This is a genomic window from Dethiosulfatibacter aminovorans DSM 17477, from assembly GCF_900142005.1.
Classification (GTDB): Bacteria; Bacillota; Clostridia; order Tissierellales; family Dethiosulfatibacteraceae; genus Dethiosulfatibacter; species Dethiosulfatibacter aminovorans.
Window position 1 is genome coordinate 1 of the sequence record NZ_FQZL01000007.1, and the last position, 21,615, is coordinate 21,615.

Here is a 21,615-nt window from a genome sequence, read left to right on the forward strand (position 1 = left end):
TTCCGCGTTTTTTTACTTGTAGTCACTTGTTTTATGTGTATGTCTAGATTTATGTCGTTTTTTCTAGTTTTTGGTGATAGTTTTGCAATTACCTAATAGATCAATTTTTCATTTCAGTTTAATTTGATATTTTTTCACCCAGCAAGCCATTAGGCTTGATGAGTATGATTACAATCAAAACAATAAATGCAATTGCATCCTTTGGGAAAAATGATCCAATGTAAACCGCTGCATATGTTTCAGACAGTCCTATTATCAATCCTGCAACTACAGTTCCCAGTGGATTTCCAAGCCCACCCAAAACTATTATGGCAAGCATCTTATATGCCGGTACGTCACCCATGGTAGGAAATATTGAATGATACAGGATAGCAACCATGATTCCCGCCGCTGCTGCAAATCCATAGCCTAGAAGAAAATTGGAAGCGACTACCTTTTTCGAATTGATTCCCATTGCTGTAGCTATGTCCTGGTCCAGTGCCGTGGCTTTCCACGCCAGTCCGGCTCGACTTTTGTTCAGCAGCATCCATAGAAAAAGCAGGAACACAAATGTAAGAATAAGTATGAGAATCCATACTCCGCTGACTACAAGCTTTTCCGTATTGATACCGCTGAATGCAACGGGAATATTGTATTCCTTGATTTGGGGTCCGGCTATAAGCCTGATGAACTCCTGAATAAATATGAATAATCCTATACTGGCAATAAGCGGTACCAATGGCTGTTCTTTCATCAACGGCATGTATAGAAGCTTTTGAACTAGAACGCCAAACAAACCTGTCAAAAGCACTGCAACTAAAAATGACAGTATGGCATTGCCGGTCAAGGTATACATAAGAAAAGCCGAATAGGCTCCAATAGTGTATGCCCCTGCATTTGAAATATCAAGTATTCCAAGTATCCCATAAACCAAAGTGGCTCCCATGGATGTCAATGCATAAATACTGCCCAATACTACTCCATTTATCAATTGTTGAAAAAACATAACTCCCTCCTTAAATATCTGTATAAACCTTGCTGAATCGATTATCCGATCCAGCAAGGAAGTGTCTTTATTCTGTAGGAGGCTTGATTATGTTCTCATCGGAAATCTCACCGTAATAATGGAACTGGCCATCACGGATTATTTGAACCTGAACTGTTTTCTCAACCTCTCCCAAGCTATTGTATCCTTTGATGATTCCAGTTACAGCTTCAATGTCTTTGATTTCATGAAGACCGTCCTTAATGGCTTCAGAATCAACTCCTGTCTGTTTCATGACATTGAACAGAACGGTAAATGCATCATATGTAGATGCAGCAACCATATTTGGTCTGTATCCATATTTTTCAGTAAAGGTACTGATAAACTCCTGTACGATTTCCCTGTCGGAATCCCTGTTGAGGTTTGTGGTTATTATCACGTTCTCAGCTGCTTCTCCGGCAACACCAATAAATTGCACAGTTGCGTCTATACCCTCGGTTCCCATAATCTGCAGTCCAAGACCCAAATCACGAGCCTGCCTTACAATCTGGGATCCTTCTCCCGGATAAGCCGGCAAATACAACAGATCTGCATCAAGCTGCTTGATTTTAGTCAGAATAGGTGTAAACTCCTTTTCACCAAATGAAAACTTGTCAGTTGAAATGATTTCAGCTCCCAAAGATTCAGCCATCTCTGTGAAACTTTCAGAAAGAGTCGTACCGAAATCATTGTCAACATATAGTATGCTTATTTTCTTTGCGCCAAGCATGTCAACTGCAACTTTTCCACCTGCCCTTCCCTGGACGCTGCCTACAAATGACTGCCTGAATATGTAGTCACCTGTTTTTGTAATATCCGGATGGATTGCATATGAAGCTATCATAGGAATTCCAGCATCCTGATATACTGGAGCTGCAGCCCTTGTTGTACCGCTGTATGATCCGCTTACTACAGCTATCACATTATCTTTTGTAGTCAATTTTTGAGCTACTGATACGGATTGTTTGGTATCAAATGCATCATCATAATCTACAAGGACAACTTCTCTTCCGTCAATGCCGCCTGAAGCATTAATGTTTTCAACTGCCAGTTTTGCTGCATTTAGTGAATTCTCTCCATCAGCAGCAACAGGTCCTGTTGTTGGAGCAAAAAAACCGACTTTTATTGGCTCTTTGCTTTCTTCGGTATCAGTATTCTCTTCTGCACCCTGACTGTTGTCTGCACAACCTGCCATGCTGAAAACCATCAAAACAACCAAAACAACTGCTAAAAATCTCTTGCTTAACTTCATAAAATCCTCCCATTAATGTTTTTACTTTAGTTTTGCAATTATTATGCCACTCACATTCTTGGAAATAACCCTGCAAAATAGCTGTTTTATAAACATCGTATTCATTTTAAAAAAACAAGTGTACAATTCTTATACTTTTGTTGTCTGCAAGCCTTCCTGTTCCTCGTCCATTATTTTTTGCCGTTGTATAAATTTTATACAAAACAACAAAACCGACACCTTGCAAAATGCAAAAGTATCGGTTTCGTTGTCGTCAGTTATTCAATCAGGAATTTTTCCGTCATTGCCTAATGTTACCCGTTAATATACACTAATTCAGCACATTTATGGGGTTGTTCTCAATAAAGCTTCTTATATTTTCAATGCATAAATCCATTTTTGATATCAGCGCCTCGCTTGTGTTAAATCCTATGTGCGGCGTAATCACTACGTTATCCATTTTCATCAATTCCTTTCCGCTTGGCGTATTCAATATGATATCATCAAGTCCTGCACCACCTATGCTTTTGTTTGCCAGGACTTCACACAAATCGTCCTGGTTTACTATTCCTGCTCTTGCAGCATTGATAACAACCGAGTTTGGTTTCATTTGATCCAATTTCGATTTATCCAATATATTCTTAGTGGATTTCAATAGAGGCAAATGCAAAGTCACTATATCACTTTTACATAACAGCTCATCATACCCTACATACTCAAGGCCTGTTTTACTGCTGAATTCATGATCAGGATAGGGATCATATCCCAGAATATTCATGTTGAATCCCGTTGCAATTTCTGCAACTCTTTTCCCTATGACTCCCGTTCCCACAATGCCCAATGTCTTTCCTGTCAATTCACTGCCGCTGAATCTGTCCCAGTTGAGTGCCTTGCTGGTTTTAACATCATTGCAGGCGACAGTTATCTTGCGTAAAACAGACAGCATCAATCCTATTGTCAGTTCTGCCACGGCATTCCTGGCATATCCTCTTACATTGGTCACTGCGATATCATTTCTTCTGGCAGCTTCCAGATTCAATTGATTATATCCGGTTGACCATAAGGCTATCATTCTGGTTTTTTTCAGGCTGCATAATATCTCATCGCTTATATTGGTAAATCCAACAATTAAAATATCTGCATTTACAGCTCTTTCCAAGATCTCCTGGTCATTTCCGGGATTATCGGCATATCTAATTACATTTCCCATTTTTCTTAATTCTTCAAGTTGCCTCTCACTTAAAGTCATTTCATCCAAAACAACAATATTCATATTTCCCCCAATTATACTTGATTACTCTGTAGTGATCACCATGCAAAAAATATGATTAAGGCCCGCCAATCATGCAAATGAAAGGCAAGCCCAATCTAACCAAGGTTGTTCCCAAACTATAGAATCGGAAGGCATATGCCTCCTAAGGACAGAATCCCCACTTTACTGTCAGGATTTTCTGACAAAGCGGCATCAACGGCATTTTGTAATGTATCTACCTTCTTATAATTCAGTATATCGCAGTCCTCATCCGAAAGCCCGTCGGTAACGACTGAAATTCTGGCTTTTTCTCTAATTCTGGAATTGCATATGGCTAAATCGGCTGAAATCAGATCCGCCTTCTCATCGTCAGGAGACAAGGTTTTTGCAAGATCGCGTGCTTCATCATAGGATAGCTTTAGCCAGTCCCTGAATTTGGGATGATTGTGCGCCAATCCTTCTGTACATGGGGTTGCAAAAATTATGTGTCCACCTCTATTGACTGCAAAGTATGCTGATATCAATCCTTTCAGCGCCTGCCAATAATCTATGTCACATGGGAATGAGTTTACTACGACTATATCGGCCAGTTCAGGAATTTCTACACCATAAGATTTTTTTGAAATCATGGCTCCTTCCCTGTGTGCTTTTATGAAATCACCGACTACAATATCAATGACTTCATTTTCATAGTTCTTGACCGTATTGATGATAAAACTCAATCCCACCTTTTTAGCAACTTTTTCCATGCCGGCTCTACAGGGGCTTTCGACATCACCCAGCGGGATCTCATCAAGCAGTGCTGCTGCTATGTGTGTAGCGGCAGTGGTTGAGTATCCACATATTCCCGGCTGGACTATCTTCGCTCCACCGGAAAATCCGGCATCTGAATGAGGTACTATGTTTCCTATACCTATAATAAAATCAAACTCCTGGACTTTCTTGTTTACATTTACGGGAATTCTTCTTTCTCCAACTTCAACAAATCCCAAATCCACCAAATCTTCTTTTTTATCAAATTCGTGCTGGCTTATTTTAATTTTTCCATAGATTTCATTTCCAACTTTTTCAATGATTTCATCTTCCGTCATTATTCTATGGGTTCCCGGAGCTGTCAATATTTCTATGTTTTCAAGCTTTACATCAACATTGGTCAGGTACCCGATCAAAACGGGTAAAATCTTGTATACGGGCGTATCCCTAGTATTGTCTTCGATCAGTATCAAAATCTTATGGTCGGGACTGACCATCTCCTTCAGTCTTTTACATCCAGTTGGATTATCAAGTTTTTCAATCAACGTTTTTTCAAAATCGCTTATGGGAGAGATGTATTTCATGTCACCTTCAAATATTATATTTTTTTCAGGAATGTCAGCAGTGATTTCTTCATTGCCGTATTTGAGAGATATTTTTTTTGTCATTATGAAGACCTCCTTGAGTCGATTTAAAATTATTTAAAAGTAATGAGCTCCTTATCCGCATTAAGCTCAATATGTTCACTGGATTTTATCATCTCATAGAACTCACTGTCGACACTATCGACCATTGGGATTTCCATTACGATCGCTCCCGATACAAGAACAGGATCGGGATATTCGACAATTATTCCCAGTGGCGCATTATCGTGCTTGGCCAATTTGAACAAGCCGTCTGCCTGAACCACCGAACTTCCTTTTCCCGACGGCATAACAAGAATTTTACCGGCTATGCTTTTGCCTTCAAGGGAATGATTCTTTTCGACTACAACTCCTGTTTCAGGTTCAACAAGATAGAAGCAAACTGCATCTTCTGATACTATTACATTTCCTTCAGATACTCCTTCTGAAATCATTCGGCATTTGATATCTTTTTTCATTATTTCAGCACCTCCCCTTTGATTGCTGCGTCTACACATTCTTCCAATGGTCTGATGATAAACTTTATATTTCTTATTTCATTGTAATATGCACATTTCGGCGAGTCCGTTATTCCTGTCTTTCCGTAATATGGCTGCCAGCAAGGAGGTACATCTATGCATGTACTGTCAATCATGTTTCCTCCCGCTCTTTGAATAATGTTCAAATAGCCCATTTTCTGTGCCAATTGCTTCGTCAGGGTACTTGTTAAAATCCAAAAATCAACGGCAAGCCTTTTGCCTTCCAGTTTTTTAGCTATGGTTGCAACCTGGGAAATTGTCAAATGGGGACATCCAAACATTGCGAAATCTATTTTTCCAGGTTCACCGCACAATGATTTTCTTACCCTTTCAATGTCTTCATTTGTTATGGTTATTTTTTTCTTTATCTTGTTGTTTCCGAATGCCTCTTCCAAAGTCCTGGCTTCAGGTGTAATTCCAACAACGTGATACATGGATACCGCACCGGAGGTATTCAGCTGTGCTCCAAAGTTCATGAATCCTTCCGGAGTCGGTCTTTTGTCAATTCCGGTAAATACCGGTATTTCCAATCCCTTGTACTTTTGCGGATAGCACCATCCAAGAAGCTGATAGTCAAAATCATCTTTGATATCCGCCTCCACTTCAACCAGTATCTCACCTTTTCTGTTTTCATCAAGAAGAAGATCATATTCCGGTACTCTTCCTGTTATGGCTGCACAAAGGGCACTCCATGAAGATTCTCTGTTGCTTCTTGCTCCCAAGACTGAATTTACATAAGGAGTGGCGCTTGATTCTGAAAATGATATCACTTCTCCAAAGCCAGGCACGTTCTGCTGCAGGTACGGAGTACAATTGAATGTCAATGTAGCACCGATTTTTTTGTATGCTTCATTTGTAGCTGATACAATATCAACTCCTGCATCGGGTACTTCAAATAGATGTTCCTTCAGATATCCTATGTTTATACTTGGATTGACGGTCGGTGATATCTTGCATCTCGCTCCCTTATTAAGCAGTTTTTCAACAAACCATAAGTCTGCATCCTGTGCGCTTAAAGCTACGTGTGTTCTGGTTATTTCTACCATTCTTTTTGCGTTGAACGCCTTTCCCAATCCCACTTGGATTTTCATCGCCAGTGCAACACCTTCACCGTGCTTGCCATCCAGCATGTCTTGTTCGTATTTTGTCAGTTCCACAATTTACCTCCATTAAGTTGATTTTTTACTATGCCTCCTCTGCATCAACAAAGGAGGCATAGTATTAATTAAGATTTTGATGCATTAGATTCTATATTTTCTTCAAGACCTTTTGCTTTTCTCAAAAATGCATCGGCCTTTTCATACTCGGGTTCAGTAAGCAAACTGACTCCAAAATACAGTATAACTGCAATTGCCAGCCCGTAGAGCAATCTGTAGGGCCATCCCGGCCATGGTGTAGGCAAATTCATACCAAGATCCGCTAAAGTATTGTAAAGTACAAATGCAGACCCTCCAAACATACTTGCCAATGCTCCTTTTGTATTTCCTCGCCTCCAGACAAATCCCATAATGAGGGGAGTGAAAACTCCGCACATGATAATATCGCTGGACATCCACAGTACCCATAATATATTCCTCAATTTGAATGCTATGAGAAGTCCACATACAGTTATGATGACAGTACCTATCATACCTACCCTGACAACTTTCTTGTTATCTGCATCAGGATTTATTAACTTACGATAAATGTCTTCCGTAATCGTCAACGATCCAGTGTTAATGGCGGTATCCATAGTGGACATAAGAGCTGCACCTACACCCAAGAAAATCAGTGCTCCCATAGCCGGGCTCATCATTGTTGTCGCAAGGGTTGCAACGACTCCACCTTCCGGCATTGTATCAAACAATACTGCGCCTGTAAGTCCTGTAATTAACGTAACGGCTCCTAATGGAACAAATGCTACTGCCGCTATAACCAACATGTCCCTTGCATCACTGGGATTTCTAGCCGCATTGATTCTTTGCCATACATCAGCTGAGATAACCCATCCAAGACCAAAGGATATGACATACATAATATTTGTTCCAAAATTCTCAAACAGATTAAAATATTGAATTCCGTTAACAGCTGATTTTGCATGCAATGCTGACACCATGTTGCCGAATCCTCCAACCTTTACAAGACCGGTAACCATCAATATCAGCATTCCTGCCAGGAGAAACCAAAACTGTACCATGTCGGTGATTACTACCCCTTTAAATCCACTCAACAATGCGTAAATCAAAACAATAATAACTCCAAATAATATCGCACCAACATATGTAAATCCTAAATATGTTGAAAAGAACATACCCATGGAAACCATTTGTGCAGCCGCCCAGGTAACCATATACCAAATAACAATTATTGATACAAAACTACCTGAAAGTTTGTTGTATCTCATGTCCATTATCTTAACCTGTGATATGACTCCAAGTTTTCTAATCATTACAGCAAAGAAAATCAATATTACAGGAGCCAGTGCATTTGGACCGCTTGTAACCCAAAATGCTCCTATTCCCGAATTATAAGTTTCATTGGCAGTAACCAAACATGATGATCCTCCGTACCAGGAAGCAATGAAGGTCAATGCCAGTGCCCATTTAGAAAAGGATCTCCCAGCTAAAAAATAGTCCTCGGAATCCTCCACATTCCTGTCCTTCAAGGAAATAAACAACAAAACAACAAAGTAAATAAGCAAAAAGATAATTGATAAGTTTCTCATAAATTCCTCCTAAAATTAACAATATGTATATAATGAATATCTTTCATTTAATCTTATCCCCTCTAATAATAACTATTGTTTATATCAATCAATTATTAAATGAATTAGATATTCTTATTGTTTAGTGCCATAATTCAGATTAATTATTTTATTAAAGAAAATTAAGCTTATGAAATGATGGATTTTCTGTCATGTTCATCACTGAAGTATTTATTTGTTGCGTTCTTGTAATATATAGTATAATATAGTATTTAACATAAGTAAAATTCATGTTTTTAATGTTTGCATTAAAATTTCTCATGCGAGGTTGTTTAGATGAGTTTAGAAAAATTTGAAATATTCGTGAAAGTTGTCGAATTGAAATCCTTTACAAAGGCTGCAGAGTTTCTAGGATATACTCAATCAGGTGTCAGCCATGCAATTAATAGTCTGGAAAAAGATTTTGGATTCCAATTGTTCATACGTAATCGTACAGGCCTGAAACTGACTCATAACGGCGAGACCGTTCTAATTTATATTAGAGATTTGATAAAATCCAATGAGCAGTTACTGGCAACAGTCTCTTCGATCAATAAGGTGAATAAAGGCAAGATAAAAATAGGAACCTTTCCCAGCGTATCTACTAACTGGTTACCAAGCATAATTCAAAATTTTCGTTCTGATTACCCCAATATCGACATTGATTTATTGGACGGTGAATATGATGAAATCAGGGAATGGATAAAAGACTATACTGTTGACTGCGGATTTGTATTATGTGATACTCCGGATGATAGACTGGATGTAACCCACTTATTGAAGGATCCTCAACTTATAGTACTGCCCCCTGGTCATGAATTATGTCAATATGACAGGATTCCAGTTGATAAACTTAATGGTACAAATATCATCCTGCCAAAAGAAGGAACAGATTACCACATAGGTAAATTAATTGAAAAATACAACCTTGATATTAACGTCTCTTGCTTTTCAACCAACAATTTCACAACTATAGCCATGGTTAAATCAGATTTAGGTTACAGCATCTTGCCCGAACTTTTTATAAAAAACCTGAAAGGCGAGCTTGTATTGAAACAACTGGATGTTCCTTTTTATAGATATTTAGGATTTGGAGTACTGAATAACAGAAAATTGTCTCCGGCCTTAAATGTTTTTAAAAACTATGTTGTTGATTATGTAAATACAACAAAATAAAAGCATGAACCCTTTGGCTTTGGTATAATTTAATCACCGCAAAAAACTAATACCACCAGAGGCTCATGCTATGAAAAGTATGAAACGATACTGTCAGATTGATAAGATGATGAATGATTCAATAAAATTATTTGCTCAAATGCTTCTTATATGATTTTTCAGATAAATCATGTACATAAATATACCAATAAACAAAAGGTACGATTATTGCTCCACCGATTATGTTTCCTATTGTTACGGGGATGATGTTGTTTACCCACATCTGTGCCCACGTAAGATTTGCACCCAGGAATTTCCCCAGTGGAATGAAGAACATGTTTGCGATGCTGTGCTCGAATCCGGAAAGGACAAATGCCATTACAGGAAACCAGAGTGTGCACACCTTTCCTGTTATGTCCTTTGCTCCCGACTGCATCCATACTGCAAGTACAACCATTATGTTGCACATTATACCTCTTATGATTGCCGGCGACATTGCCAGGTTGGCTTTCCCTTCGGCTATGGCTATGGCCTTGGCTGTTGCCGCTTCCCCATAGAGTCCTGATTTTGCCAGTAGGAATGCAAGGGCTATGGAACCTATGAAGTTTCCGATGTATACGAATGTCCAGTTCTTGAGCATGTTCTTCATCTTCTCTTCACCGGTCAAGACAGATACGGCTATAAGGCAGTTGCCCGTGAAAAGCTCGGCTCCGGCAACCACTACAAGTATTATTCCTACCGGAAACATTGCCGCTCCCATGAACTTTGCAAACCCAACATCTACCGTCTTTCCGAGTGTCTGCATAACTATTATGTCCGCATGGGCTCCAAATCCGACGAACACTCCTGCGAATATGCCCAGCAATATCATCTTCATTATTGGCAGATTCGCCTTTTTCTTTCCTATCCCTATCCAGGAATTGGCTATTTCACCAGGTGCAAGAAACATTTTATCCATTTTTAACTACTCCTCAAATTTTTTTCAAATCTTTTAAATTCATGCAATATGCAATACATCATTGTATGAAAAAGCTGTACGTGCCATTGCACTCTTGATTGAGTCCGTAGTGAGTTTTCCTTTTCCCTCCAATATATTGCTTTATTTCTCACTACACGTTATATAAAAGCAATTTCCGTGCCAGAAATTATCAAACAATATATCGCCATTTTTCAACACCTGAAAGCTTCAGATTCTTTAAAGATACAAAGAGCTGTACAATATTTATACGCCAATCTCTTTAGCACATTCATAAAGCTTATGTGTTATTTTTTTCACAAAGTATAATTTTTATGCAATTATTCATTGCTGCATAAAGAAATCCCCTGGAAAAATTCCAAATAATATTATTTCTTCTAAATCCATAAGTCACTTTCCTTGGTAATATCAAGCTTTTTCATTCTATATATCAAGCTCTGCCTTATTATTCCAAGGTGTTTGGCAGACTTTGTAATGTTCCAGTTAAATTTATTCAAAGATTCTACTATCAGCTTTCTTTCAATTTCATTAAGCGTTTGAGGCAGCGAATTTACAGTTTTATTATCAATGTCCTTATCCTTCAATATTTTATTTCTTAAAAACCTGGGTAAATTGTCTGAATCCAAGACGGTTTGCTCGCTGCTTGCTGATATTACAAGGTTTTCAACAACATGCTCCAGTTCTCTTACATTGCCAGGCCATTGATATTCAAATAACAATTCTTTAAGTTCATTGGTCATGCCCACAATATTCTTGTCCAAAATATCAGAATGCTTACTGATAAAATAATTTAGAAGATAAACAATGTCTTCCTTTCTCTCCCGAAGTGGAGGAATTACCAGACACAGTCTTGAAATCCTGTAAAACAAATCTTCCCTTAATTTATTTTCTCTAACCAACTTCTCAGGTTCTTCGTTGATTGCACAAATAATTCTGCATTTCAAATTTTTAGTATGAGTAGCCCCAACCTTCCTGAACTTCTTTTCCTGCAATACTCTCAGCAACTTTGTCTGCATGTATACCGGCATTGAATTTAATTCATCAAGAAATAATGTACCTTCCCCAACGGCTTCAAAATATCCCTCCTGGTCAACTGAGCCTGTAAATGATCCCTTTGTTGTACCGAACAGGGTACTTTCCAAAAGATTTTCCGGAAGAGCAGCACAGTTGATTGCAAAAAACTTCTCATTTCTATTGCTTATATTGTGTATGCTTTGTGCAAACATCTCTTTTCCAACACCAGTCTCTCCTATGAGCAATAAATTACCCTTGAGCAGAGCAAGTTGTTCTGCTTCTCTTACAGTTTTATTTATTATAATACTTATGCCTTTTATATCATCAAAATTATAAACTGTTCCATTATCGCTATATTCAATCTCCTTATTCCTTTTTAGTTTCCTCTTAAGTTCAATTGTCTCTGATAGAAGATTGAGCATTTCAGATTCATTCCCCGATATTGAAAAAACTGCTATAGTTTCACCTTCACGTACAATTGGATATGTTGAATAAGCCACATATTTCTCAACATTTTTGCCTCGAATGTGAGATTTATACTCATTAACAATAGGCACGCCCGTCTTAAATACTTGTCTATGCTCAGAATTCTCAGGAGAATGATAATTATACACTTCCCAAATGAATTTACCTTCGTTTTCCGATCTGGTCAAACCCTCAAGGGTTTCCTGGGCTTTATTGTAAAGAAGAATTCTGCCGTCTTCATCACTAATGATTATACCGTCATTCAACTTATTGAAAATTTCCTCATAGCAGTAGATTTTCTTATCCATTTCATAGACAAATGAAATATCAAATAATAAAATGAATTTTTCCCTGTAATCATCTTTTTCCAGATTAAAAACAGAAACAAAATACTTTTTCTTTCTTATATCAATCACTTCATTTGTACCTAAAAAATTTTCAAAATCGATATCAATAAAATCTTCAAATCTTTCATTGATAAATGATTTTTTACCGATAATTCTATCAAATCCTTTAGATGCCCTTTTAATTATATTTTCTTCATTCAGTACTACCAATATCGGTTTGCTCTTTTTGATTTTTTTTGAAAATGCCATAGCTACCTCCTCATTACATAAAGGATATTTATTAAAACAACAAAACAAAAATAAGGGTATAAACAGCAGTAAAACGTTTGCATGGAATGACTATGCCTATTCCCTTATTAAAAGTTTATTTGATTCTAGCATTAAAAATTATGTATGTCAATTCAAACGCTTTTAAATACTCACTGAGCAAAACTGATATATGCATTCAAAACAGAATTCAGTTTTCTATTCGTCCCTTAATCTATATACCTCCTCTGCATCCGGCAACGACGGTATCCCACCATAACCTCCTATGCACAAGGCTGCTGCTGCATTGCCAGTCTTGACGCACTCTTCGATCTCATCCATGGAAAGTTCAGATACATCTTTTTCTTGTTTCAGCAAGCTTTGTACAACCGCTCCAAAAAAACTGTCTCCTGCACCCGTTGTATCAACTACCTTGGATTTGAATCCGCCCACTTTCCGATGGCCATCCTTGGTGAAGAATACAGCACCCTCCTTTCCTAATGTTATGCATACAAGTGCTGGACCATGGTTTAAAAGCATGCCGCCTGCATCAATAATATTGTCCTCACCTGTCAAAAGAACGGCTTCCTCATCCGATACCTTGACGATATCAGCAAATTCAAGTCCAAATAGCATCCAGGAAATAGCTTCTGATTCATCCTCCCACAGCAAGGGTCTATAATTGGGATCGTATGTTATCAGTTTCTTCTTTTCCTTTGCATATTTAAGCACGGCTGTTACCGTCTCTTTTGACGGACTGTCCGTAAAGGATAATGATCCAAAATGTATCGTTCTTGATTCATCAATCATTTCATAGTCAATATCGCATTCCTCAAGCATGATATCTGCACAGGCATTTCTGTAGAAACTGAAGCTGCGCTCCCCATCCTCCGACAAATGAACGAAAGCCAAAGTTGTGGGATAAGCCTGGGAAAGTATTAGTCCGCCTGTATCAATTCCGATTCCGTCCAATGTAGCCTTCAGCATATGCCCAAATTTGTCGTCTCCGACTTTGCCTATAAATGCAGTCTTTGCACCGAGCTTCTGAGCCATAGCCAGCATATTGCAAGGCGCACCGCCCGGATTGGCTTTAAACTGCATTCCGTCGCTTTTAGATATGGGTGTGAAATCTATCAGCAGCTCTCCAATAGCTAGAATATCAATCATAACTACACTCCCAAAACTTTATTGTACTCATTACACAAAGGATGTATGATTTCTTCATCTTCTTCGACCTTGGAAAAACGGCTGACATCTTCTGCATTATAATTGTCCGTATTATCATCATTGATTGATGACACTTCACCGCAAATCAGGTCGCCGGCACCTTCCTTCGCCCAAAAGAGGTGGTACATATGCGGACGAAGTGTAATGCTGTTGCCGGGTTCAATATAGACAGTTTCCCCCGCTGCAAAGGTGTGCCTGATTCCATCCATGTCCACAGTCACATCCGATTTAAGGTCCACGGTACCGTCCGGCATGGAATTATAAAGCTTTATAGCCAGGATACCTCCGCCCTTGTTTATGATATCTTCCGTTTTGCTGGCATGATAGTGGTTCGGAAGACGCTGACCATCCTTCAGTATAATCAACTTCTCGGCGTATGGCGTCCCGACGGAGGAATCCTCCAACGAGCCGTTTCTAAGTGTGAACAGCACTGCGCCCAACTCTTCAAATTTATCCATCCCATAGTCCGTGATGTCCCATCCCAACATGACCTCCTTAATGGTTCCTATTTCAGGCTGTCTGTTCTTCCAGTCTTCCATTGTCCAATAACCAAACGGCGGAAGCTTGATGTTGTTCTCTTCCAGGAGTTCCTTTGCCCATTTAATTGCAGCATTTATTTCTGATCTTTTCATAACCTTTCGCAGGTATGCCCCGCGCCTCCTTTCTTCACTTCTCGATTTTGAGGATATATTCATTGAGCGCTATTCGATTTTCATTACTTACCTATTCCTCTTCTTTCATCGCGGAAATAAATCGTTCAGCGATTTCTTTCGGTCTTGTTATGGCACCGCCCACTACAACGGCATAAGCTCCAATTTCAAGCATCCGTTTGGCTTGTTCCGGATAATGGATGCGTCCCTCCGCAATTACCGGAATGCTCAATCGCTTCACCAAGGCATCAACCAAGTCATAGTCCGGTCCTTCCTTGCAAGTGCTATAAGCCGTATAACCGCTAAGGGTGCTGCCGATAAGATCCACACCAGCTTCAGCAGCATTTACTCCCTCTTCAAAGGTGGAGACATCCGCCATCAAGAGCTGGTCAGGATATTTTTGTTTTATAGCTTGAATGAATTCATTGATTGTCCGTCCATCGGGTCTTGGGCGTTTGGTCGCATCAATCGCAATTATATCCGTTCCGACAGCTACCAACTCATCAACTTCATCCATGGTTACTGTGATATGTTGTTCAAAGCCGTCATACTGCTTCTTGACTATACCGATAACCGGCAATGCAACCATTTCCTTTATCTCTTTGATGTCTCTAGGTCCGTTTGCCCTGATGCCTACGGCATTTGCCTCCTTGGCGGCTTTTGCCATAAGAGACATCACGCCTCCTTCCTCACTGTATAAAGGTTCATTTTCCAAAGCTTGACATGATACAATCAAGCCATGTCTTAAAGCTTCAATATTAAAACTCATATGCAACTCCTCTAAAATAATCTAACATGGCCATTATTTGCTCAGTTAAATGGCATCCAAGAATTTGACATCCTTAATTTGAAGACTATCCCTTAAATCAATAAAACCTGCTTTCAGTTCCTCTTCTTCTTTTCCTTGAATGTTCATAAATGGTCTTCTCACATAACCTGCATCAACACCCATCCATCTCAAGGCTACTTTCATCACTGAATAATAATCCTTCTTCAGGGCATACATGATGATGCTTACGGCCTCTTTCTGAATAGCCATTGCTTCTGTTAACCTTTCTTCCTTGACCAATTGGCTGATCTTGAGAAACATTTCCGGCATCAGGTTGTAGAACGAACCAATGATTCCATCAGCGCCGTGAAGCAATCCTGAAACCGCCATTTCGTCGGCACCTGAATAAACCATGAACTCGTTTCCAATTTCATTTTTAATCATGCTGATTTCGTGATGGGATGTTGCTGTAAATTTAATTCCCTTAACCCCATCAATGGAAGCTAGTCGCTTAATCAAGTCCAATCCCATAATCCCCGCCAATGGAACATTGTATACTATCATCGGCAATGATACGGCATCCGATATATCCTTGTAATAATTGAAAATATGCTCGGGTGTAAATCTCCAATAAAACGGAGGAACCGAAGATATGGCATCTGCGCCTGCAGCTTCCGCATGCCTGGCAAGCTCAATGGATATTTTTGTGCTGATGGCTCCTACATGTACGATTACAGGTACTCGTCCGCCAACTTCATCCAAGACTATTTCGACAACTTGCTTTCTTTCAGATTCGTTCATCAGAAAGCCTTCGCCAGTGCTCCCAGTCAAGTAAAACCCTTCCACACCTTCTTTTAGAAGATAGCTAACCAATTCCCTCATGCCTTTTTCATAAACATTTTCATTCTCATCAAATACAGTCATCAGGGCCGGGATGACACCCTTGATCTCTTTAACATCAAACATTATCACTGTTCCTCCTTATTGGTATACTGCATATCCACTTTATGACATGCAATATAATGTTCATTATCATTCACAATATATTTTTTTAGTGTCGGAGCCGACTCCTTGCATATGTCCATGCATTCTCGACATCTTGGATGAAATGCACAACCGCTTGGTGGATTGACAGGACTGGGCACGTCTCCCTCCAAAATAATCCGCTCCTTCTTTTTATCCAAATCAGCAACGGGAATTGCTGAAAGCAAAGCTTTTGTATAGGGGTGCAAAGTATGGGTGTAGAGATCCTCGGATTTAGACAACTCTACGATTTTTCCCAAATACATAACTGCTATTCGATCACTTATGTATTCCACAACCGACAAATCATGAGTGATAAAGATATATGTCAAATTTCTTTCATCCTTCAATTTTTTCATAAGTTGCAGAACCTGTGCTTGAATCGATACATCAAGAGCACTTACAGCTTCATCACATACGATAAGTTCCGGTTGGACACTTAGTGCTCTGGCAATACCTATTCTCTGACGCTGTCCTCCGCTAAATTCATGGGGATAGCGATCCATGTATTCTCTTCTAAGATTAACCGCTTCCAGCAGGTCGCCAATTATTTGTCTTCTCTCGGCTTTGGATTTGACACCAAATTTTTTAAGGGGATCCTGCAGTGAATCAAAAATGGAAAAAGCCGGATTCAGCGAAGAGTGGGGATCTTGAAAGACGATTTGAAGTTTCTGCCTTGCCTCGTCAATCTCATGTCGTGACAATGTCCTCAGATCCTTTTTACCATCTTCAAATGTGTATACCATTTCGCCATCAGTTACTTTGATCAACTGAAGAATCGATTTGCCAAGCGTTGTTTTGCCGCAACCGCTTTCTCCAACAAGCCCCAAAGTTTCACCACGATAAATATCAATGCTTACACCATCAACAGCCTTGACATAGCCGGCTACTTTCTTCAAAACACCTTTTTTTACAGGAAAATATGTTTTGACATCCTTCAGTTTCAATAGAACTTCTTGCTTATTCATTATTTAACACCTTCCTATAATGCCAGCATTTTGTATAATGGACACCATCAATATGTGTATCCGCCGGCATATTCAAGCACTCTTCTGTAAAATAGTCGCACCTCGGTCCAAACTGACATCCCTTTGGTCTGTTGTAAGGATCCGGTGTCGAACCTCTAATAGGTTCTATAACCTGGTCTTTTCCCCTTCCCAGAATTGGAATTGCATCCAGCAACGCTTTTGTATAGGGGTGTGCAGGTGACTTCAAAATTTCTTCCGCAGTTCCACTTTCCACTATATTCCCCATATACATGACCTGGACTTCATCGGCCATTTCTGTAACAACGCCCATATCATGGGTAATCATCATAATCGCTGTATTGTATTCTTTCTTGAGTTTATCCATCAATTCAAATATTTGCGCCTGAATGGTAACATCCAAGGCAGTTGTCGGCTCATCGGCAATCAAGACTTTAGGATTGCATGACATGGCCATGGCAATCATAGCCCTCTGTCTCATCCCACCTGAATATTGATGCGGATATTGTCCGAACCGCTTTTCCGGCATTGGAATACCCATGTCTTTCAACAGCTCAATGGCTCTGTCTTTAGCTTCTTTCTTACCTATCTTCAGGTGATTGGTCAGATTCTCGGTAATCTGATACCCTACTGTGTATACAGGGTTTAAAGCTGTCATTGGATCCTGAAATATCATGGCAATTTCAGAACCTCTAAGTCTTCTCATTTCCTGACTGTTCTTTGGAAGTTTGTCTATTCTAACAGGGCCTTTATCGCTATAATACGTAATTTCTCCCTCTTCTATTCTTGATAACTTTGGAAGCAGCTGCATTATAGAAGTCGCTGTTACACTTTTCCCACAGCCGCTCTCTCCAACAATGCAAATTGTTTTTCCCATTTTTATATCGAACGACACGCCGTTTACAGCTTTATTGCACCTCTGATTAGTATAGAAGAACGTCTTCAAATCTTTTACGGATATAATTATATCTGACATATTTTCCTCCTATCCTTGCTGTGTTGGGTCTGTCGAATCTCTTAATCCGTCCCCAATAAAGTTCACACTTAAAACAAATGTTGAAATAACCATTCCCACAGGAAGCCATATCCACCAGTTTTCTCTTAGAACGGTTATGTCCTGCGCCACATTCAAGATATTGCCCCATGTAGAAATATTCAGAGGCACGCCTAGTCCCAAGAAACTCAATGCAGTTTCCTGAAGAATGAACATCGCAGTACTTAATGTGATATTGACCAAAATAGGTCCCAGTGCATTTGGCAGCATATGCTTGTAGCAAATAAGATAATCATTGAGCCCGAATGCTCTTAGTGCCTGCACGTATTCTTCTTCCCTTATTGACAGCATTTTAGCACGAGTCATCCTGTAAACCGAGCCCCATCCTGTTATTATGAATATGATTATCAAGTTCCATACACTTTGACCGGTGATGGACACCAAAAGCAATACCAGAACGATTTGAGGAAAAGCCATGAAAATTTCTGAAATCCTCATAAATATTCTGTCAATCCATCCGCCTGTATAGCCCGCATAAGTTCCTATCAGAACGCCTATAATTCCAGCACCTACAGCACTTCCAAGACCTACCAGTATTGAAATCCTTCCACCGTAGAGAATTCTTGTAAAAACATCACGTCCCAGTTTATCAGTACCTAACAGATGGTCGGACGAAGGTTTTGACAACATGTTCATAACATCAATTTTGCCGGGATCATAATCTGTGAATAAAGGTGCAAATACCGTTGCTATTGCGATAATTGTAAACAGGATTAATCCCAGAACCGCCAATCTGTTGTTCTTGAATTTTCTTAATTTTCTATTTACTTTTTTCTTGCCTGATAATCCAGCTTCTTCTTTTGCTTTTATTTTGTCAAATTTTTTATATAATCTATTATTATTCACACTATCACCCTAATCCAGCTTGACTCTCGGATCCAGCAATGCCGTCAACAAGTCCACAAGAAAACTTGCTAAAAGAACTGCCGCTACTGAGAATAAAGCAATCATCATTACTAACGGTACGTTTTGACCTTGAACTGCATTAATGAATTCCTTTCCGATGCCCGGCCATTGAAATATTTTCTCGATGATGACAGATCCACCGATCAGCATGGGCAATCTGAAGCCAATCAATACTACAACCGGTGTCAGCGCGACTCTAAAACCATGCACAAGATTAACTTTCCACTCCGGCAAACCCTTACTGCGAGCTGTCTTGATATATTCTTTATTCATGACATCCAGCATGCTGGCACGAGCATATCTCATAACACCTGCCGTCATCGTAATAGCCAATACCAATGATGGTAAAATCAAATGCGGCAATCGGTCCATGAAGGTTTCATAACCGGGTAATATTCTACCACCCTCAGGCAACCAATCCAGCTTCAAGGCAAATATCAATATGGCCACCAGGCCAAAGAAAAATTGTGGAATAGAGACCCCTATCATTCCTAGAACAGTCAGCGCATTGTCAGCGAGACTCCCTTTTCTCAATGCACTGATCAATCCCAGCATGCTGCCGAAGACACTCGATAAAACCAAAGCTGTGATTGACAGTTCAAGTGTGGCCGGCAATCGGTCAAAGACAATATCCTTGATCGGCACTCCGCTTGACAGACTATAGCCAAAATCACCTTTTAGTACACCGCTCAACCATTTGAAATATCTAAAGACAAAAGGCTGATCCAGTCCCAGGCTTTCCCTCAGCTTTGCCAGACTTTCAGGAGACATGTTTGCAAGAGCGTCAGGACTGACCATATAAGATACTGCATCGCCCGGCGTCAATTCAATGCCCCAAAAAATCAGAAAGCTGATAATAAGAATCATCGGAATAAGTATCAACAATCTTCTTATAATATATGCAATCATTTTTTTACTTCCCTTCTATTAAAGGGGCTTAAAGCCCCTTTTTTATTGTTTTTCGAATTTGTTGACATAGAACAATCTTGTATACCTGATGTCAACGGGGTGAACTTCCATGAATTCAATCTTCTCAACTGCATTTGCGTCTGCAACACTCTTGTTGTATGCGTAATCCAGTCTGTTCGACTCAGCATTGATTACTATGTTTGGATCACTTTCACCACTTGGATATAGATGAATCTTCTCAATGTTACCAGTACCTTCATCCCAATACCCTTCATACGGTACAAAAGTCGCATAGTCATTCATGTTGACTTCTTCAATCCTGAAGGGACCTGTTCCGACCGGAGCTTGCCAGAATGATGCCTGCTGTGCCTGAATTGGATCCGTATTTTCAAGCAGGTGCTTTGGAAGCGGAGGCCATTGAGAGAATGTCATCAAGGCGTTTGGATCCAGTGATGCGAAGTTGAATGTCACTTTGTTTCCATCTATCACGATACCGCTGATATGATCGGCAGAACCGTCCATATAGGCTTCATATCCTTCCAGACTCATGTATGTTGTCTGGGCAATAGCGTTCAACTGTGGCACTTTTGAGGAATACTCCACTGTGAACTGAACATCTTCAGCCGTGAAAGGTGTTCCGTCATGCCATGTAACTCCATCTCTCAAAACAAATTCGATTGACAATCCATCATCAGAAACAGTATATGACTCAGCCAGTTGGCCCTCGGTTGGTGTCAGGGCTCCGTCTGCAGTGATCAAACGGTCGAAAAGGAACTTCTGCGGCATTTTAAAACCTGGATTCACGAAAGGTGTTTCAAAGAATTCGATTGGGCCTGTATTGGAATACAATATCCTGTCGCCATTTGCATCAGCTTCTATATCCCAATCGATAATTCTCCAGTCATAAGCAAATTGCTCGTTGCCGTAAGGCATGCCTTTTCTATCGATTCTATCACTTGAGTATACGAATACTTGCTGGTAATACAGTGGTATGCTGAAAAGATTTTCATTCTCATACTTTTGAAGTTCCTTGAATGCTGCTATTTGTTCCTCGATATTGGCTGTAATATTTGTTGCTTGGATCAATTCGTCCAATTCAGTATCACCAGGTGTATGAGAGTTGCTTGTAGCTCCCGTTTGATGCCTGTTGTAGTATTCATGCATCGTCAATGCCGCAATACCTGCATAAGCCAAGTCCCAGTCAACTTCCGACGGACCGTTTACAGGATCTGCAGGAGTCGTCCACAGCAATGCAGTCAAGTCACCTTCAAGTTTTCTAAAACTCATTTTCATGCCTACATCCGCCAAATATGCTTGAATGGCTGTCATCAAGTCAACAGTCAACTGATCGCCGTAATAATATACTACATCAAGTTCATAGTCGGCATCCCAATTGGCTGCTTCCAGCAATTCTCTTGCCTTGTCAGGGTTATATTCATAATTATTCAACCCATCTACTTTCCAAGGGCCATTCGGAGTCAAGCTGTTTGCCGGAAGAGCTTTCCCTTCAAGCAGACTTGCAGCAAGCGCATCCATGTCGATAGCATAGGCAATTGCCTGTCTGACTCTTACATCGCTGAGCGGATTATCGTTCAAAGCTCCTACAACTTCTGTATCTCCACCGGTTTCAGGCGGTGCACTTTCCTCTACTTCTTTTGTTCCGCATCCTGCGAAGGATACCAATAGTACAATGATCATTATTAAACTAAATATTCTTCTCATATTTTCTCCCTTCATTTTATTTAGATCCTCATCAAATCAATAA

The 21,615-nt window shown here is 39.8% G+C and carries 19 protein-coding genes; 1 reads left to right on the forward strand and 18 read right to left on the reverse strand.

What is annotated here, in order from left to right; translation table 11 throughout:
- Positions 1 to 118 precede the first annotated feature (118 nt).
- The 7 genes from BUB05_RS05265 to BUB05_RS05295 form a co-directional block, all read right to left on the reverse strand.
- Positions 119 to 985: a branched-chain amino acid ABC transporter permease gene (locus BUB05_RS05265; protein ID WP_073048256.1), complete on the reverse strand. Its 867-nt coding sequence runs from the start codon at positions 983 to 985 to the stop codon at positions 119 to 121.
- A gap of 67 nt (positions 986 to 1,052) precedes the next feature.
- Positions 1,053 to 2,255 (reverse strand): ABC transporter substrate-binding protein, encoded by a 1,203-nt coding sequence (locus BUB05_RS05270; protein WP_073048259.1) that lies wholly within the window; start codon positions 2,253 to 2,255, stop codon positions 1,053 to 1,055.
- A 310-nt stretch (positions 2,256 to 2,565) separates the two neighbouring features.
- Positions 2,566 to 3,507: a 2-hydroxyacid dehydrogenase gene (locus BUB05_RS05275; protein ID WP_073048262.1), complete on the reverse strand. Its 942-nt coding sequence runs from the start codon at positions 3,505 to 3,507 to the stop codon at positions 2,566 to 2,568.
- A 116-nt stretch (positions 3,508 to 3,623) separates the two neighbouring features.
- Positions 3,624 to 4,907 carry a nickel-dependent lactate racemase family protein gene (locus BUB05_RS05280; protein WP_073048264.1) on the reverse strand — a complete coding sequence of 428 codons (1,284 nt, stop codon included), beginning with the start codon at positions 4,905 to 4,907 and terminating at the stop codon, positions 3,624 to 3,626.
- A 29-nt stretch (positions 4,908 to 4,936) separates the two neighbouring features.
- Complete coding sequence (locus tag BUB05_RS05285) at positions 4,937 to 5,341, reverse strand: aconitase X swivel domain-containing protein (RefSeq protein WP_073048267.1); 405 nt, start codon at positions 5,339 to 5,341, stop codon at positions 4,937 to 4,939.
- Positions 5,341 to 6,558: an aconitase X catalytic domain-containing protein gene (locus tag BUB05_RS05290; protein ID WP_073048270.1), complete on the reverse strand. Its 1,218-nt coding sequence runs from the start codon at positions 6,556 to 6,558 to the stop codon at positions 5,341 to 5,343. The genes BUB05_RS05285 and BUB05_RS05290 overlap by 1 nt, the downstream gene beginning before the upstream one ends.
- 68 nt (positions 6,559 to 6,626) lie before the next feature.
- The gene (locus BUB05_RS05295; protein WP_073048273.1) at positions 6,627 to 8,105 is read right to left on the reverse strand and encodes a sodium:solute symporter family protein; all 1,479 of its coding nucleotides are present in this window, start codon (positions 8,103 to 8,105) and stop codon (positions 6,627 to 6,629) included.
- Between the two features lie 315 nt (positions 8,106 to 8,420).
- On the opposite strand from BUB05_RS05295, the gene BUB05_RS05300 reads away from it, so the two are divergent.
- On the forward strand, positions 8,421 to 9,299 hold the full coding sequence (locus tag BUB05_RS05300) for a LysR family transcriptional regulator (RefSeq protein ID WP_073048276.1): 879 nt from the start codon (positions 8,421 to 8,423) through the stop codon (positions 9,297 to 9,299).
- A 127-nt stretch (positions 9,300 to 9,426) separates the two neighbouring features.
- Here BUB05_RS05300 and BUB05_RS05305 read toward each other — a convergent pair whose 3' ends face one another.
- The 11 genes from BUB05_RS05305 to BUB05_RS05355 all read right to left on the reverse strand — a co-directional run bounded on the left by BUB05_RS05305 (position 9,427) and on the right by BUB05_RS05355 (position 21,572).
- Positions 9,427 to 10,236, reverse strand: coding sequence for a formate/nitrite transporter family protein (locus BUB05_RS05305; RefSeq protein WP_073048278.1), 810 nt, complete (start codon positions 10,234 to 10,236; stop codon positions 9,427 to 9,429).
- A gap of 395 nt (positions 10,237 to 10,631) precedes the next feature.
- Positions 10,632 to 12,377 (reverse strand): sigma-54 interaction domain-containing protein, encoded by a 1,746-nt coding sequence (locus tag BUB05_RS05310; protein WP_139257933.1) that lies wholly within the window; start codon positions 12,375 to 12,377, stop codon positions 10,632 to 10,634.
- Between the two features lie 168 nt (positions 12,378 to 12,545).
- Entirely contained in the window at positions 12,546 to 13,493 is a 948-nt protein-coding gene (locus BUB05_RS05315; protein WP_073048281.1) for a carbohydrate kinase family protein, read from the reverse strand.
- A 2-nt stretch (positions 13,494 to 13,495) separates the two neighbouring features.
- Positions 13,496 to 14,185 (reverse strand): D-lyxose/D-mannose family sugar isomerase, encoded by a 690-nt coding sequence (locus BUB05_RS05320; protein WP_073048284.1) that lies wholly within the window; start codon positions 14,183 to 14,185, stop codon positions 13,496 to 13,498.
- A 91-nt stretch (positions 14,186 to 14,276) separates the two neighbouring features.
- Positions 14,277 to 14,972, reverse strand: coding sequence for an N-acetylmannosamine-6-phosphate 2-epimerase (locus BUB05_RS05325; protein ID WP_073048287.1), 696 nt, complete (start codon positions 14,970 to 14,972; stop codon positions 14,277 to 14,279).
- A 45-nt stretch (positions 14,973 to 15,017) separates the two neighbouring features.
- The gene (locus BUB05_RS05330) at positions 15,018 to 15,944 is read right to left on the reverse strand and encodes a dihydrodipicolinate synthase family protein (RefSeq protein ID WP_094762738.1); all 927 of its coding nucleotides are present in this window, start codon (positions 15,942 to 15,944) and stop codon (positions 15,018 to 15,020) included.
- Positions 15,941 to 16,963, reverse strand: coding sequence for an ABC transporter ATP-binding protein (locus tag BUB05_RS05335; protein ID WP_425430037.1), 1,023 nt, complete (start codon positions 16,961 to 16,963; stop codon positions 15,941 to 15,943). Before BUB05_RS05335 ends, BUB05_RS05330 begins: the two co-directional genes overlap by 4 nt.
- Complete coding sequence (locus tag BUB05_RS05340; protein WP_073048295.1) at positions 16,956 to 17,957, reverse strand: ABC transporter ATP-binding protein; 1,002 nt, start codon at positions 17,955 to 17,957, stop codon at positions 16,956 to 16,958. Before BUB05_RS05340 ends, BUB05_RS05335 begins: the two co-directional genes overlap by 8 nt.
- Before the next feature lie 9 nt (positions 17,958 to 17,966).
- The gene (locus tag BUB05_RS05345; protein ID WP_073048298.1) at positions 17,967 to 18,881 is read right to left on the reverse strand and encodes an ABC transporter permease; all 915 of its coding nucleotides are present in this window, start codon (positions 18,879 to 18,881) and stop codon (positions 17,967 to 17,969) included.
- Between the two features lie 9 nt (positions 18,882 to 18,890).
- Entirely contained in the window at positions 18,891 to 19,850 is a 960-nt protein-coding gene (locus BUB05_RS05350; protein ID WP_073048300.1) for an ABC transporter permease, read from the reverse strand.
- 42 nt (positions 19,851 to 19,892) lie between these two features.
- Positions 19,893 to 21,572 (reverse strand): ABC transporter substrate-binding protein, encoded by a 1,680-nt coding sequence (locus BUB05_RS05355; protein ID WP_073048729.1) that lies wholly within the window; start codon positions 21,570 to 21,572, stop codon positions 19,893 to 19,895.
- Positions 21,573 to 21,615: the final 43 nt, after the last annotated feature.